Origin of the sequence: Micromonospora zamorensis (assembly GCF_900090275.1) — a bacterium.
GTDB classification, from domain to species: domain Bacteria; phylum Actinomycetota; class Actinomycetes; order Mycobacteriales; family Micromonosporaceae; genus Micromonospora; species Micromonospora zamorensis.
On the sequence record NZ_LT607755.1, the window covers coordinates 2190020 to 2206839 of the forward strand.

At 74.7% G+C, this 16820-nt stretch carries 1 protein-coding gene; it reads left to right on the plus strand.

Going from position 1 to position 16820, the window contains the following annotated elements; genetic code table 11:
- Nucleotides 1–140 precede the first annotated feature (140 nt).
- The gene (locus GA0070619_RS09515) at nucleotides 141–16796 is read left to right on the plus strand and encodes a type I polyketide synthase (RefSeq protein ID WP_088951670.1); all 16656 of its coding nucleotides are present in this window, start codon (nucleotides 141–143) and stop codon (nucleotides 16794–16796) included.
- The last annotated feature ends 24 nt before the right edge of the window (nucleotides 16797–16820 follow it).

Here is a 16820-nt window from a genome sequence, read left to right on the forward strand (position 1 = left end):
GGAGTAGGGGTCCCGTCCGAATGGCCTCCCCCCGGGGTGCACTCGATCGCTTAGGGGTGTCCGGCCTCCTCTGACGCTCATTACCGTCCGAACCGAACGCGCCATCGGGTCGTGTGGACGAGTGGGGGCCGCGGATCGTCATGAAGAGCGAATCAGCATTCACCGATGGAAATGCGGAATTTGACGGCGTCGCCATTGTGGGTATCGCCTGCCGACTGCCCGGCGCGGACGATCCTGGCGCTTTCTGGCGCCTGCTGGCGGACGGCCGCGACACGGTCACCGAAGCACCGGCGCACCGCTGGGAGAGCGCGGGAGATCGCCCACGCGGCGGCTTCCTGGACCGCGTCGACGGCTTCGACCCGGGCTTCTTCGGAATCGCCCCGCGCGAGGCGGCCACCATGGACCCCCAGCAGCGCCTCATGCTGGAGCTCGGCTGGGAGGCCCTGGAGGACGCGGGCATCGTCCCGGACGCCCTCGCCGGCACGCGGGCCGGCGTCTTCGTCGGCGCGATCGGGGACGACTACGCCACCCTGTTGCGCGGCCTCGGCACCGACGGCATCACCCCGTGGACCCTGACCGGCACCAACCGGGGCATCATCGCCAACCGACTGTCCTACGTGCTCGGGCTGCGCGGCCCCAGCCTCACCGTGGACGCGGCCCAGGCCTCCTCGCTGGTCGCCGTCCACCTGGCCGCGGAGAGCCTGCGCGACGGCCGTTGCAAGGTCGCCCTGGCCGGCGGCGTCAGCCTCAACCTGGTCCCGGAGAGCACCCTCACCGCCGCCGCGTTCGGTGGCCTGTCGCCCGACGGGCGCTGCTACACCTTCGACGCCCGGGCCAACGGTTACGTCCGCGGCGAGGGCGGTGTGGTGCTCACCCTCAAGCTGCTCACCGACGCGCTCACCGACGGCGACCAGATCTACGGTGTGGTCCGCGGCAGCGCGGTCAACAACGACGGTGGCGGCGACAGCCTCACCACGCCCACCAGTGACGGCCAGACCGACGTGCTGCGCGAGGCGTACCGGCAGGCCGGGGTGGACCCGTCCGTGGTCCAGTACGTGGAGCTGCACGGCACCGGCACCCGGGTCGGTGACCCGGTGGAGGCCGACGCGCTCGGTGCGGTCCTCGGGGTGGCGTCCGGCCGGCGGCAGCCGTTGCTGGTCGGGTCGGCGAAGACGAACGTCGGGCACCTGGAGGGTGCGGCGGGTGTGGTCGGGCTGCTCAAGACCGTCCTGGCGCTGCATCACCGGGAGCTGCCACCGAGCCTGAACTTCGCCACGCCGAACCCGCAGATCCCGTTCGACGAGCTGCGGTTGCGGGTGCGTACGACCCACGGGGCGTGGCCGGAGACGGACCGGCCCCTGGTCGCCGGGGTGAGTTCGTTCGGCATGGGCGGCACGAACTGTCATGTCGTGCTGTCCTCGGCGCCGGCCTGGCCGTCCGTGGCCGGACCGGTGGCCGGCCCTGCTTCCGGTGGGCCGGTGGCGTGGCTGCTGTCGGGGCGTACCCCGGCCGCCGTGCGGGCGCAGGCCGCTCAGTTGCGTGACACGCTCGCGCAGGACGCGCGGCCGGTGGACGTGGCGTACTCGCTGGCCCGGCACCGGAGCGGCTTCGACCACCGGGCGGCCGTGGTCGGCGCGGACCTGGCCACCCTGAAGGAGCGTCTGACCGCACTGGCCGACGGTGAGTCGCCGGTGCAGCGGGCCGGCGACGGCCCGGTGGCGTTCCTGTTCGCCGGTCAGGGCTCCCAGCGGGCCGGGATGGGCCTCGACCTCGCGGACACCTACCCGGTGTTCGCGGTGGCCCTCGACGACACCTGCGCCGCGCTCGACGTGCACCTGGACCGCCCGCTGCGCGAGGTCATCGTGGAGGGGACGGAGCTGGACCGGACCGTCTACACCCAGGCCGCCCTGTTCGCCTTCGAGGTGGCGTTGTTCCGGCTGGTCGAGTCGTTCGGGGTCACCCCGGACTACCTGGTCGGGCACTCGATCGGGGAGATCGCCGCCGCGCATGTCGCCGGGGTGCTGTCCCTGCCGGACGCGGCGAAGCTGGTCACCGCCCGCGGCCGGCTGATGCAGGAGCTGCCGGCCGGCGGCCTGATGGTCGCGGTGCAGGCGTCCGAGGCCGACGTGGTGCCACACCTCACCGAGGGCGTCGACATCGCGGCGGTCAACGGCCCCCGGTCCGTCGTGCTGTCCGGTGCTGCGGACCCGGTCGCTGCTGTCGCGGCGGAGTTCGAGAAGACCAAGCAGTTGCGGGTCAGTCACGCGTTCCACTCGGCGCTGATGGAGCCGATGCTGGCGGAATTCGCCGCGGTTGCGGAGACGCTGACCTATTCGTCACCGAACATTCCCGTCATCTCCAACGTGACGGGGCGGATCGCCGAGACGCAGGACGCGGCCTACTGGGTGCGGCACGTCCGGGAGGCGGTCCGGTTCGCCGACGGCCTCGCGACCCTGGAAGGCGAAGGCGTCACCACGTTCGTCGAGATCGGCCCGGACGGTGTGCTCAGCGCGATGGGCGCCCACTGCGTTCCGGTCGGTGCGTTCGTCCCGGCCCAGCGCCCGGACCGCCCGCAGGCGGAGACCTTCGTCGCCGCCCTGGCCCAGTTGCACGGCCGCGGCGTCCCCGTCGACTGGACGCCGTCGCTGACCGGCGGGATCCGCGTCCCGCTGCCCACGTACGCCTTCCAGCGGGAGTCCTACTGGCTGTCCGCCGACGCCGCCGTGGCACCGGCCGCGCCCAGCGCCGCGCGCTCCGAGGACGAGCTCCTCGATCTGGTACGGACGCACGCCGCCGCCGTCCTCGGCCACCCGGACCCGTTCACCCTCGACCCCACCCACTCCTTCAAGCAACTCGGGTTCGACTCGCTGACCGCCGTCGAACTGCGCGACCGGCTCGGCGCCGCCCTCGACCTGGCGCTGCCGGCCACGCTGCTCTACGACAGCCCCGACCCGGTCACGCTCGCCCGCTGGCTGCACACCGCGTCGGACGATCCCCGACCCTCGGCCGCCGAGCAGCCCGGGCAGCCGGGGCGGGCCGACGCCGACGAGCCGATCGCGGTCGTCGCCATGGCCTGCCGTTACCCCGGTGGCATCACCGAACCGGACGAGCTCTGGCACCTGGTGTCCGGCGGCGGTGACGCCATCACCGGCTTCCCCACCGACCGGGGCTGGGACCTGACGGCCCTCTACCACCCGAACCCCGGCCACCCGGGCACCAGCTACACCCGCTCCGGCGGATTCCTGCACGACGCCGCCGAGTTCGACCCGGGCTTCTTCGGCATCTCGCCGCGCGAGGCGCTGGCCATGGACCCGCAGCAGCGACTGCTGTTGCAGGCCTCCTGGGAGGCGGTGGAGCGGGCCGGCATCGTGCCGGGCGCGCTGCGCGGCAGCCGCACCGGCGTCTTCGTGGGCGCCACCTCCCACGAGTACGGGGCACGCCTCGCCGAACCCGCCGACGGTCTCGACGGCTACGTGCTGACCGGCAGCACGATGAGTGTCGCCTCCGGCCGCATCTCGTACGTGCTCGGCCTCGAAGGGCCGGCGCTGACCGTCGACACCGCCTGCTCGTCGTCGCTGGTCGCCCTGCACCTGGCCGCCCAGTCGCTGCGCCGGGGTGAGTGCGAACTGGCCCTGGCCGGCGGTGCCACGGTGATGGCGGGCCCCGGTATGTTCGTCGAGTTCAGCCGCCAGCGGGGTCTCGCCGGCGACGGCCGGTGCAAGGCCTTCGGCGCGGACGCCGACGGCACCGGCTGGGGCGAGGGCGTCGGGGTGCTGGTCCTGGAACGGCTCAGCGACGCGCAGGCGAACGGCCACCAGGTCCTCGCCGTGATCCGCGGCAGCGCGATCAACCAGGATGGCGCGTCCAACGGCCTCTCCGCCCCGAGCGGCCCCGCCCAGCAGCGGGTCATCCGGGCCGCCCTCGCCGACGCCGGGCTCACCGCCGCCGACGTCGACGTGGTCGAGGCCCACGGCACCGGCACCACCCTGGGCGACCCGATCGAGGCGCAGGCGCTGATCGCGACCTACGGCGCCGACCGGCACGGGGACGCCCCGCTGTGGCTGGGCTCGCTCAAGTCCAACATCGGCCACACCCAGGCAGCCGCCGGTGTCGGTGGCGTGATCAAGATGATCCTCGCGCTGCGGGCCGAGGTGCTGCCCCGCACCCTGCACGCCGACGAGCCGTCACCGCACGTCGACTGGTCCGCCGGCACCGTCCAACTGCTCACCGAGCCCCAGGACTGGCGGCGCTCCGAGCACCCCCGCCGGGCCGGCGTCTCCTCCTTCGGCATCAGCGGCACGAACGCCCACCTGGTGCTCGAAGAGGCACCGGTCGCCACCCTGGTGCTCGAAGAGGCACCGGTTGCCGCCACCCCGGCCCGCCCCGACGTGCGGCGAACCGTGCCGGTGCTGATGTCCGCGCGTACCCCGCAGGCCCTGCGACGGCAGGCCGCCCGGCTGCGCGACCGGATCGGGGAGAACGACACCCACCTCGCCGACATCGCGTACACCCTGAACGTCACCCGGACCCGGTTCGCGCACCGCGCGGTCGTCCTCGCCGAGGGCCCGGACGACCTGCGCGACGGTCTGGCCGCCCTGGCCGACGACCGGTCGGCGGGGAACGTCGTCACCGCACACCCGGCCGAGCCGGGCCGGATCGCGTTCGTGTTTCCGGGACAGGGCTCCCAGTGGCTGGGCATGGCGGTCGAACTGGCCGAGGCCGAGCCGGTGTTCCATGACCACCTGACGGCCTGCGGGGAGGCGCTGCGCCCGTACACCGGTTGGGATCTGCTCGCCGCGCTGCGCGGCGACGACGACGCGCCGTCGCTGGACCGGGTCGACGTGGTCCAGCCCGCGCTGTGGGCGGTGATGGTCTCCCTGGCCCGGCTCTGGCAGGCCGCGGGCGTCCGACCGGCCGCGGTGATCGGGCACAGCCAGGGCGAGGTCGCCGCCGCGCACATCGCCGGAGCCCTCACCCTGGACGACGCCGCCCGGATCGCGGCCCGCCGCAGCCAGGCCATCGTCGCGCTGGCCGGGCGGGGCGGAATGGTCGCGGTGCAGGCGTCCGCCGCCACAGTGGAGCCGATCCTGGCCCGCTGGGGTGGCCGGATCAGCATGGCCGCCGTCAACGGACCGACCGCCGTGGTGGTCGCCGGGGAGCCCGCCGACCTGGACGACCTCGAACCGGCTCTGGCCGCCGCCGGCATCGAGGCGAAGCGCATCAAGGTCGACTACGCCTCGCACTCCGCCCACGTCGAGGTGATCCGCGAGGACCTGCTCGACGCGCTCGGCGGGATCGAGCCGAGGGTCGCCGAGATCCCGTTCTACTCCACTGTCTACGGCTCCCGGGTGGACACCACCGAGCTGGGCGCCGACTACTGGTACACCAACCTGCGCCGCCCCGTCCGCTTCGCCGAGACGGTCGACGTGCTGCTGTCCGACGGGTACCGGGCCTTCGTCGAGACCAGCCCGCACCCGGTGCTCGTCGCAGCCGTGCAGGACTCGGCCGAGCAGGCCGGAGTGGACGCCGCCGTGCTGCGGACGTTGCGACGCCACGACGGCGGTCCGGCCCGCTTCCGGGTCGCGCTGGCCGAGGCGTACGCGCGGGGGCTCGCTGTCGACTGGACGGACCTGACCCCGGACGGCTCGCTGGTGGCCCTGCCCACCTACTCCTTCGAGCAGGAGCACTTCTGGCATCACCCGGCCGTGCCGGGCAGCGCCGACGACCCGGCCAACGACCCCTTCTGGGCGACTGTGGAGCGCGGGGACGCCGCCGCGCTCGCCGCCGACCTGGCCCTGGCGCCGGGCACCCTGGACGAGATCGTGCCGGTGCTGGCCGCCTGGCGTCGCGAGCAGCGAATCCGCGCCGGTGCCGCCGGTTGGCGCTACGTCGTCGAGTGGAAGCCGCAGCCGGACACCCCGGTGGCCGCCGACGGGCACTGGATCGTCGCCGTCGCCGGCTACGACCCCACCACCACTGCCGTCCTGCACGCCCTCGGCGACGCCGGGCTCACCCTCGACGTGGTCGTCGTGGCGGCCGACGCCGACCGGGCCACCCTCGCCGAGCGGCTCGCGGCGCGTGCCGACGGTGTCCTCTCCCTGCTCGCCTTCGCGGAAGGACCCCTCGGCGAGGGCCTTCGCCGCACCCTGACCCTCACCCAGGCGCTCGGTGACGCCGGCGCCGACGCCCCGCTCTGGCTGGTCACCCGAGGTGGCGTCGACACCGGGCCCGCGGACCGGGTCGACGACCCCGAGCAGGCCCTGATCTGGGGTCTCGGCCGGATCGTCGCCCTGGAACACGCCGACCGCTGGGGCGGCCTGGTCGACCTGCCCACCGATGTCGACGAGCGGGCCGCCGAGCGGTTGCTCGCCGCGGTCACCGCGGAGGACGACGAGGACCAGGTGGCCATCCGGGTCGACGGCCGCTACCTGCGCCGGCTCGGCCACGCCCCCCGCCCGACCCGGGTGGCCGGCGGCCTGCGCCCGGACGGGCCGGTGCTCATCACCGGCGGCACGGGTGCCCTCGGCGCCACCGTCGCCCGCTGGCTCGCCGAACGCGGCGCGCCGCACCTGATCCTGCTCAGCCGCCGCGGCCCGGACGCGCCCGGCGCCGCCGACCTGGTCACCGAACTGGCCGAACTCGGCGCCACCGCCTCGGTGGTGGCCTGCGACGCCGGCGACCGCGACGCCCTCGCGGCAGTGCTCGCCGAGCACCCGGTGCGCGCTGTCGTACACGCCGCCGGGCTGCTCGACGACGGCACCGTCGACACCCTCACCACCGACCAGGTCGACCGGGTGCTGGCCGCGAAGGTCGCCGCCGCCCGTCACCTCGACGAGCTCACCCGGGACCGGGACCTCAGCGCGTTCGTCCTGTTCTCGTCGATCGCGGCGAGCATCGGCATCCCGGGGCAGGGCAACTACGCGCCGGGCAACGCGTACCTCGACGCCCTGGCGGAGCAGCGCCGCGCCGACGGCCTGGCCGCCACCTCGATCGCCTGGGGCCCGTGGGCCGGTGGCGGCATGGCCGCCGACGCCGCGGTCGGCGACCTCATGCAGCGCCACGGCATCACCCCGATGGACCCGCAGATCGCGCTCGCCGCCCTGCAACAGGCCCTGGACGACGACGCCACCACCCTCACCGTCGCCGACCTCGACTGGGACCGGCTCGCCCTCGCGCTCACCGCCGGGCGCCGCCGCCCGCTGATCGAGGACCTGCCGGAGGTGCAGCGCGCCATCGGTGCCGGCGCGGTCGCCGCATCCGGCCCCCTCGCCGCGGGCGGTCCCGCCGAGAGCCTGGCCACCGCGCTCGCCGCGCTGCCCGAGGCGGCCCGCGAGCGGGCTCTGATCGGTCTGGTGCGCGAGCAGGCGGCGCTCGTGCTCGGCCACGCCGGCCCGGACGCGGTCGACCCGAACCGCCCGTTCCGCGAGCTGGGGTTCGACTCGCTCGCCGGTGTCGAGCTGCGCAACCGGCTTCGCACCGTTACGGGCCTGCGCCTGTCGACCACCCTGGTCTTCGACCACCCCACCCCGGCCGTGCTCGCAGCGCACCTGCACGACGAGCTGACCGGCACGCTGCCGGCCCGGCCCACCGACGGCCCCGCCACGGTACGAGGATCCGACGAGCCCATCGCGATCGTGGCGATGGCATGCCGCTACCCCGGGAACGTCAACTCGCCCGTCGACCTGTGGCGACTGCTGGACGACGGCGGTGACGCGATCGGCGGCTTCCCCGTGGACCGTGGGTGGGACCTGACCCACCTCTACCACCCGGACCCGGACCACCCGGGCACCTCGACCACCCGGCACGGCGGGTTCCTCTACGACGTCGCCGACTTCGACCCGACCCCGTTCGGCATCTCGCCACGGGAGGCACTGGCTATGGACCCGCAGCAGCGGCTCCTGCTGGAGACATCGTGGGAGGCGTTCGAACGGGCCGGCATCGACCCCGTGACGCTGCGCGGCCGGCACGCCGGGGTCTACGTCGGCCTCACCTACCAGGACTACGCGTCGCGGGTCCGGCAGGCGCCCGCCGACCTGGAGGGTTACCTGCTCACCGGCAGCACCGCGAGCGTCGCCTCCGGCCGGATCGCGTACGCCTTCGGCCTCGACGGACCGGCCGTCACCGTGGACACCGCCTGCTCGTCGTCGCTGGTCGCGCTGCACCTGGCCGTGCGGGCCCTGCGGGCCGGCGAGTGCGACCTGGCACTGGCCGGTGGCGTCGCCATCATGTCCACCCCGCACATGTTCGTGGAGTTCAGCCGCCAGCGTGGTCTCGCCCCGGACGGCCGCTGCAAGCCCTTCTCCGCCGACGCCGACGGCTTCGGCTCCGCCGAGGGCGTCGGCATGCTGCTGGTCGAACGTCTCTCCGACGCACAACGGCACGGCCACCCGGTCGTCGCCGTGGTCCGCGGCACCGCGGTCAACTCCGACGGCGCCTCGAACGGTCTCACCGCACCGAACGGCCCCGCCCAGCAGCGGGTGATCCGGGCCGCGCTCGCCGACGCGGCCCTGGCGCCCGCCGACATCGACGTGGTGGAGGCGCACGGCACCGGCACCCCGCTGGGCGACCCGATCGAGGCGCAGGCGTTGGGGGCGACCTACGGCCCGGACCGCCCGTCGCAGCGGCCGTTGTGGCTCGGCTCGGTCAAGTCGAACCTGGGGCACACCCAGGCCGCCGCCGGTGTCGCCGGGATCATCAAGATGGTCGAGGCGATGCGGCACGAGGTGCTGCCCCGCACCCTGCACGCCGGGACCCCGAGCCCGCACGTCGACTGGGCGGACAGCCCGCTGCGACTGCTCGACGCGCCCCAACCGTGGCCGGCGGATCTGCCGCGCAGGGCCGCCGTGTCGTCGTTCGGCATCAGCGGCACGAACGCCCACGTGATCCTGGAGGCGCCGGCTGCGGCCGCAGCGCCATCCGACGCCTCTCGGACCGCCGACGGTGAGCCGTGCGGGGTCGTGCCGCTGGTCCTCAGCGGGCAGTCGGCCGAGGCGCTGCGTGCGCAGGCGGGCCGTCTCGCGGACCGGCTGACCGAGCCGGGTGCGCCCTCGCTGCGTGACACCGGCTGGACCCTGGCCACCGCCCGGGCCGCGTTCGCGCACCGCGCGGTGCTGCTCACCAGCGAGAGCGACGCGGTGGGTGCGCTGCGCGAGCTGGCGGCGGGCCGGGACCACACGAGCATCCACACCGATGGCGTACGAGCGGGAGGTCTGGCCTTCGTCTTCTCCGGCCAGGGGTCGCAGCGACCCGGTATGGGCCTGGAGTTGGCGGCGTCGTTCCCGGTGTTCGCCGAGGCGTTCGACGCGGCCTGCGCGGAGCTGGACCTGCACCTGGACCGTCCGTTGCGCGAGGTGATCGCCGAGGGCGACGACCTGGACCAGACGCTCTACACCCAGACCGCCCTGTTCGCCGTCGAGGTGGCGTTGTTCCGCCTCGTCGAGTCGTTCGGCGTGACGCCGGACTACCTGGTCGGGCATTCGATCGGGGAGATCGCGGCCGCTCATGTGGCCGGGGTGCTGTCCCTGTCGGATGCGGCGAAGCTGGTCGCGGCCCGAGGCCGCCTGATGCAGGCCCTGCCCGCCGGTGGCGTCATGGTGGCGGTTCGCGCCACCGAGGCCGACGTGCTGCCGCTGCTGACCGACGGCGTGTCCATCGCCGCGATCAACGGCCCTCACTCGGTGGTGCTGTCCGGTGCCGCCGACGAGGTGACCGCCGTCGCCGCCCAGTTCGAAAAGTCGAAGCGGCTGCGGGTCAGTCACGCGTTCCACTCGGTGCTGATGGAGCCGATGCTCGCCGAGTTCGCTCAGGTCGCGGAGACGTTGATCCACTCGTCGCCGCGGATCCCGGTGGTGTCGAACGTGACCGGGCAGGTCGCGGAGGCGCAGGACGCCGGCTACTGGGTGCGGCACGTGCGGGAGGCGGTCCGGTTCGCCGACGGGATCGGCACCCTGGAGGGCCTGGGCGTCAGCACGTTCGTGGAGATCGGCCCGGACGGGGTCCTCTCCGGGATGGGCGCGGAGTGCGTCACCGACGCGGTGTTCGTACCCGTGCAACGCGCCGACCGGGGCCAGACCGCCGCCCTCCAGACGGCCCTCGCCCGCGTCTTCGTGCGTGGCGTCGCCGTCGACTGGACGCCGTGCCTGACCGGTGGTCGCGTCGTCGACCTGCCCACCTACGCCTTCCAGCGGCAGCGCTACTGGTTCGAGGACGACAGCGCCGGCGACACCCCCGACACCCCGTTCTGGCGGGCCGTCGACAGTGGAGACCTGGCGGACCTGCTCGGCGTGGCCGCCGACCGGCCCCTCGACGAGGTCCTGCCCGTGCTGCGCGCCTGGCGTCGGCAGGGCACCGACCCCGGCCTGCGTTACCGCCTCGACTGGCCGGTCCGCGACGTTCCGGCCACCGCCGCCCGCCCGGGCCGCTGGCTGGTCGTCGTCCCCAGCCTCGACCTGCCGGTGGCCGCGAATATCCTGACTGCGGGCGGTCCCGACGTGGTCGCGGTGCCGGCCGGCGACCTGCCCGCCATCGATCCGGACGAGGTCGCCGGGGTGCTGTCCCTGCTCGCCCTGGACGAGCGCCCCGACCCGGACCACCCGCACCTGTCCCGAGGGCTGACCGGCACGGCGGCGCTGCTCCGCGACCTCCCGCCGGGCACGCCGCTCTGGGCCGTGACCAGCGGCGCGGTGCGGGTCGGCGACGAAGCCCGAATCAGCCCGCACCAGGCCACCGTGTGGGGGTACGGCCGGGTCGCCGCCCTCGAACTTCCCGACACCTGGGCCGGCCTCGCCGACCTGCCCGAGAACCCCGGCGCCGAGGCACTCGCCCGGCTCTGGGCGGTCGTGCGCAGCACCGGCACCGAGGACCAGGTCGCGATCCGGGACACCGGCGTCCACGTCCGCCGCGTCGTACCGGCCGCCCCGCCCGCGACGCCACGGCCCTGGTCACCGCGCGGCAGCATCCTGATCACCGGCGGCACCGGCGCGCTCGGCGCGCACGTGGCCCGCTGGCTCGCCAGCGCCGGTGCCCCACATCTGGTGCTCACCAGCCGGGCCGGTGCGGACGCACCGGGCGCCGACCGACTCCACGCCGAACTGACCGCGCTAGGCGCCCGGGTCACCATCGTCGCCTGCGACGTGGCCGACGCCGACGCCCTCGCCGACCTGCTCGCCACCGTCGGGGACCTGAGCGCCGTCTTCCACACCGCTGGCGCCCTGCGGTTCGCCGGGGTGCTCGACGACGACCCGGCCGGGCTCGCCTCGGTCGCGGTGGCCAAGGTGGCCGGCGCCGCCAACCTGGACCGGCTGCTCGCCGACACCCCGCTCGACGCGTTCGTGCTGTTCAGCTCGATCGCCGCGCTCTGGGGCAGCGGCGACCAGAGCGGCTACGCCGCCGCCAACGCCTACCTGGACGCCCTCGCCGACGACCGGCGGTCCCGTGGTCTGACCGCCACCTCGATCGCCTGGGGCCCGTGGGGCGACGGTGGCATGGTCGACGCCGGCACCGAAACGCTGCTGTTCCGCCGTGGCCTGCCGGTTCTCGACCCGGAAACCGCTGTCGCCGCGCTGCGGCAGGCCCTGGACGGTGACGAGACCTACGTGGCGGTCGCCGACGTCGACTGGTCCCGTTTCGCTCCCATCTTCTGCGCCGCCCGGCCCCGGCCGCTGATCGCCGACCTGCCGCAGGTGCGGGCGCTGACCGCCCAGACCGTGGAGGACACCGCTACGCCGCTGGCCGACACGCTGGTCGCGCTGGCGCCGGCCGAACAGGAACATCACCTGCTCACCCTGGTCCGGGTTGTCACCGCCGCCGTGCTCGGCCACGACGGGCCGGACGCGGTTGGCCCCGAACAGGCGTTCCGGGAGATGGGCGTCGACTCGCTCACCGGCGTGGACCTGCGCGACCGGCTGCGACGCGAGGTCGGCTTCGCACCGCCCGCCACCCTCGTCTTCGACCACCCCAACCCGCTCGCGGTGGCCCGCTACCTGCGCGACCGGCTGCTCGACCAGCCCGCCGCCGCACCGGCACCGGTTCCGGCGTTGGCCGTGGCACCCGACGACGACCCGATCGTCGTGGTCGGCATGTCCTGCCGGTTCCCCGGCGGGGTGCAGGGGCCCGACGACCTGTGGCGACTGGTCGCCGACGAGGCCGACGTCGTCTCCGGCTTCCCCGCCGACCGTGGCTGGGCCCTGGATGCGCTTTACCACCCGGACCCCGACCACGAGGGCACCGCGTACACCCGCTCCGGCGGCTTCCTGCACGACGCGGCCGACTTCGACGCCGACCTGTTCGGGGTGAACGGCCGCGAGGCACTGGCCATGGACCCGCAACAGCGGCTCCTGCTGGAGACCGCCTGGCAGGCACTGGAGAACGCCGGCCTGCCACCACGCGGCCAGCGCGGACGCCGGACCGGCGTCTTCGTCGGCGGCGCCCACCTCGGGTACGGGGAGGGCGCGGAACCACCACCCGGAGTCGAGGGCTACCGCCTCACCGGCAACGCCACCAGCGTGATGTCCGGCCGCGTCGCCTACACGTTCGGCTTCGAGGGACCGGCCGTCACCATCGACTCGGCGTGCTCGTCGTCGCTGGTCGCCCTGCACTGGGCGGCCCGCGCGCTGCGGCAGGGGGAGTGCACGCTCGCCCTGGCCGGCGGGGTCGCGGTCATGTCGAGCCCGGCGGTCTTCGTCGAGTTCAGCCGGCAGGGCGGGCTCGCCCCGGACGGCCGGTGCAAGGCGTTCGCCGCTGGGGCCGACGGCACCGGCTGGGCCGAGGGCGCCGGCTTCGTGGTCCTGGAGCGGATGTCGGACGCGCTGGCCAACGGGCACCACGTACTCGCGGTGCTGCGCGGCAGCGCCGTCAACCAGGACGGCGCCTCCAACGGCCTGACCGCCCCGAACGGTCCCGCACAGCAGCGGGTGATCGCCGAGGCGCTGGCCGACGCCGGTCTGTCCACAGCAGACGTCGACGTGGTCGAGGCGCACGGCACCGGCACCACGCTCGGCGACCCGATCGAGGCGCAGGCGCTGCTGGCCACGTACGGGCAGGGTCGGGCGGCCGACCAACCGCTGCTGCTGGGATCGCTCAAGTCGAACATCGGGCACGCCCAGGCGGCCGCCGGCATCGGCGGGATCATCAAGATGATCCAGGCGATGCGGTACGGCCTCGCGCCGCGGACCCTGCACGTGGACGAGCCGACCCCCCACGTGGACTGGTCGGCCGGCGCGGTGCGGCTGCTGACCTCGGCCCAGCCGTGGCCGGAGACCGGACGGGCCCGTCGTGCCGCCGTCTCGGCGTTCGGGGTCAGCGGCACCAACGCCCACGTCATCCTCGAACAGCCGGAACCCGCCGCGCAGCCGGTGACCGCTCCGGACGCGGTCTCACCGCCGAAGCACCTGCCCTACGTCCTGTCCGGACGGTCGGACCGGGCGCTGCGGGAGCAGGCGGAGCGACTCCTCGCGGCCGGCGTGGACCGGCACGTCGAGGCCGGCGCCGGCGTGACCCTCGCCCGTTCCCTGGCCACCACCCGCTCCGCCCTCGACCACCGGGCGGTCGTCCTGGCCGCCGACGCCGCCACCCTGCGCGGCGGCCTGCACGCCGTCGCGACCGGCGAACCCAGCCCGTCCGTGATCGGTGGCGCCGCCACCGCCACCGGCAAGCTCGCCTTCCTCTTCACCGGCCAGGGCAGCCAACGCGCGGGCGTGGGCCGCGACCTGCACGCCACCGAGCCGGTCTTCACCGCCGCGCTCGACGAGATCCGGGCCGCCTTCGACCCGCACCTCGACCGCCCACTGCTCGACGTCATGTTCGCCGACCCGGGCACCCCCGAAGCGGCACTGCTGGACCGGACCGAGTTCACCCAGCCGGCGCTCTTCGCCCTCGAAGTGGCCCTGTACCGCCTCCTCGAAGCACGCGGAGTGACCCCCGACTACCTGCTCGGCCACTCCATCGGTGAGCTCGCCGCCGCCCACGTCGCCGGTGTGCTGTCCCTGCCCGACGCCGCGCAGCTGGTCGCCGCGCGGGGCAGGTTGATGCAGGCGCTCCCGTCCGGCGGCGCGATGCTGGCCATGCAGGGCACCGAGGCGGAGATCCGACCGCTGCTCACCGGCGACGTGTCGATCGCCGCGGTCAACGGACCCGACTCGGTGGTCGTCTCCGGCGACGCGGACACCATCGACCTCATCGCCGAGCGCTGGCGGGCCGACGGGCGACGGGCCAAGCGACTCACCGTCAGCCACGCATTCCACTCCGCCCAGATGGACCCGATGCTCGACGAGTTCGGGCGGATCGCGGCCGGGCTCACGTACGCGCCGCCGAGCATCCCGCTGATCTCCGACCTGACCGGCGAGCCGATCGGCCAGCCGGACGCCGACTACTGGGTGCGGCACGTACGCGAGGCGGTGCGCTTCGCCGACGGAGTCACCGCCCTGGACGCCCGGGGTGTCACCGCGTACTGCGAGGTCGGCCCGGGTGGGGTGCTGACCGCGCTGGCCCGGGAGTGCCTGCCCGCCGCGAAGCAGGTGGACGCCGTCCTGGTCGCCGCGCTGCGCGGCGATCGGAGTGAACCCACCGCCGTCGCCGAGGCGGTGGCCGGCCTGTACGTCGGCGGCGTGCCGATCGACTGGTCGACAGCGCTGCCCGGCACCGGGACCGTGTCACTGCCCACCTCCCCGTTCCAACGCCGCCGGTTCTGGATCGCCCCGGCCCCGGCCGGCGGCACCGCCGCTGATCCGTCGGACGACCCGTTCTGGTCCGCCGTGGAGCAGAACGACCTGGAGACGCTGGGCACGATGCTCGGCGACGCCCGGGTCGGCGAGGTGGCACCGGCGCTGCCGGTCCTGGCCGACTGGCACCGTGGCCGCCTGGCCCGTGGCTCCGCCGACCGTAGGCGCTACCGGGCCCAGTGGGAACCGGTCGCCATGCACGGGACCGCCCGTCTGACCGGGACCTGGCTGGTCGCTCTCCCCGGCCCGGTCGACGCGTACGCCCGTATCGTCATCGAGGCCCTGACCGAGGCCGGTGCCCGCACCCGGCCGCTGGTGCTGGACGGCCGCGACCGCGCGGCGATCGTCGCCGAACTGGCCACGGCCGACGAGGTCTCCGGCATCCTGTCGCTGCTCGCCCTGGACGACCGGGAGCTGCCCGGCCACCCCGGGGTGCCCAACGGGCTGGCCGCGACCCTGGCCCTGATCCAGGCGGCCGGGGACGCCCACCTCGACGCGCCGCTGTGGGCAGTCACCCGGGGTGCCGTCTCCGCCACCGCCGAGGTCACCCACCCCGCGCAGAACGCCGTGTGGGGCCTCGGCCGGGTCGCCGCCCTGGAACACGCCGCCCGCTGGGGTGGTCTGATCGACCTGCCGGAACGCGTCGACGGCCCCGCGCTCTGCCGGGTGCTCGCCGACGGCGGCGAGGACCAGGTGGCCCTGCGCGACGCCGGCACGTTCGTCCGCCGCCTGGTCCGCGCACCACTGCCGACCACCACAGCCACCCCGTGGACACCGCGCGACACCGTCCTGATCACCGGCGGCACCGGCGCGCTCGCCGGGCACGTGGCCCGCCGGCTCGCCCAGGACGGCGCCGGTCACCTGGTCCTGGCCAGCCGACGCGGTGGCGACGCCGCCGGCGCGGACGACCTGACCGCGGCGCTGACCGCGCTCGGCGCCCGGGTCACAGTGGTGGCCTGCGACCTGACCGACCCCGACGAGGTCGCCGACCTGCTCCGCCGGGCCGACGCCGACGCGTTGCCGCTGCGCGCCGTGGTGCACACCGCCGGCATCGGCGACTCGGCCCCGCTCGCCGAGACCACCCCGGAGCTGCTCGCCGGCATCGTGGCCGCGAAGATCGGCGGCGCCCGGCACCTGGACGACCTCCTCGGTGACCGTGACCTGGACGCGTTCGTCTGCTTCTCCTCCATCTCCGGGGTCTGGGGCAGTGGCGGCCAGGCCGCCTACGCCGCGGGCAACGCCTTCCTCGACGCGTTCGCCGAACGACGCCGCGCGAGAGGCCTGGCCGGCAGCGCGATCGCCTGGGGACCGTGGGGTGAGGGTGGCATGGTCGCCGACACCGGCACCGAGGAGCACCTGCGGCGCCACGGGCTCACCCCGCTGGTGCCGTCGGCAGCGGTCGACGCCTTCGCCCGCAGCCTCGATTACGGCGACATCACCGTCGCGGTCGCCGACGTGGACTGGGCCCGCTTCGCCCCCGCCTTCACCGCCGCCCGTCCCAGCCCGCTGCTCGACGGAGTCCCGGAGGTCCGCGCGGCGGTCGCCGAACCGGTCGCGCCGGTCCAGGCCGCCGGGCCGATCGACGGGCTCACCGACCTGCCCGAGGCCGAACGCGGGCACCTGCTGCTCGACCTGGTCCGGACCGAGACGGCCGCGGTCCTCGGCCCGGGCGGCGGTTTCGAGGCGAACCGTGCCTTCCGCGAACTCGGCTTCGACTCCCTGACCGCTGTGGAGATGCGCAACCGGCTCACCACTGTCACCGGGCTCAGCCTCCCGGCCACCCTGGTGTTCGACCACCCGACCCCGGCGGTGCTCGCCGCGCACCTGGACACGCTTCTGATGCGCGAGCACCGTCCGACCGCGCCGACAGTGGTGGGCCGGCTCGACGACCTTGAGGCGGCCCTCGCCGCCACGCCGGTCGACGACGCCGACCGGCCGGCCCTGGTGGCCCGCCTACAGGCGCTCGCACACCGCTGGGCCACCGCCGAGGAACCGGCGGAGGCGGGCGGCGACGAAATTGGCGACGCGACCGCCGACGAACTGCTCCAGATCATCCAGAACGAATTCGGCAGATCTTGATCCGCGCAGCGGGAACGGGGTACG

Bases quoted from the DNA above. Each gene is read 5' to 3' on its own strand.
- GA0070619_RS09515 (WP_088951670.1), top strand. From the start codon at position 141: ATGAAGAGCGAATCAGCATTCACCGATGGAAATGCGGAATTTGACGGC.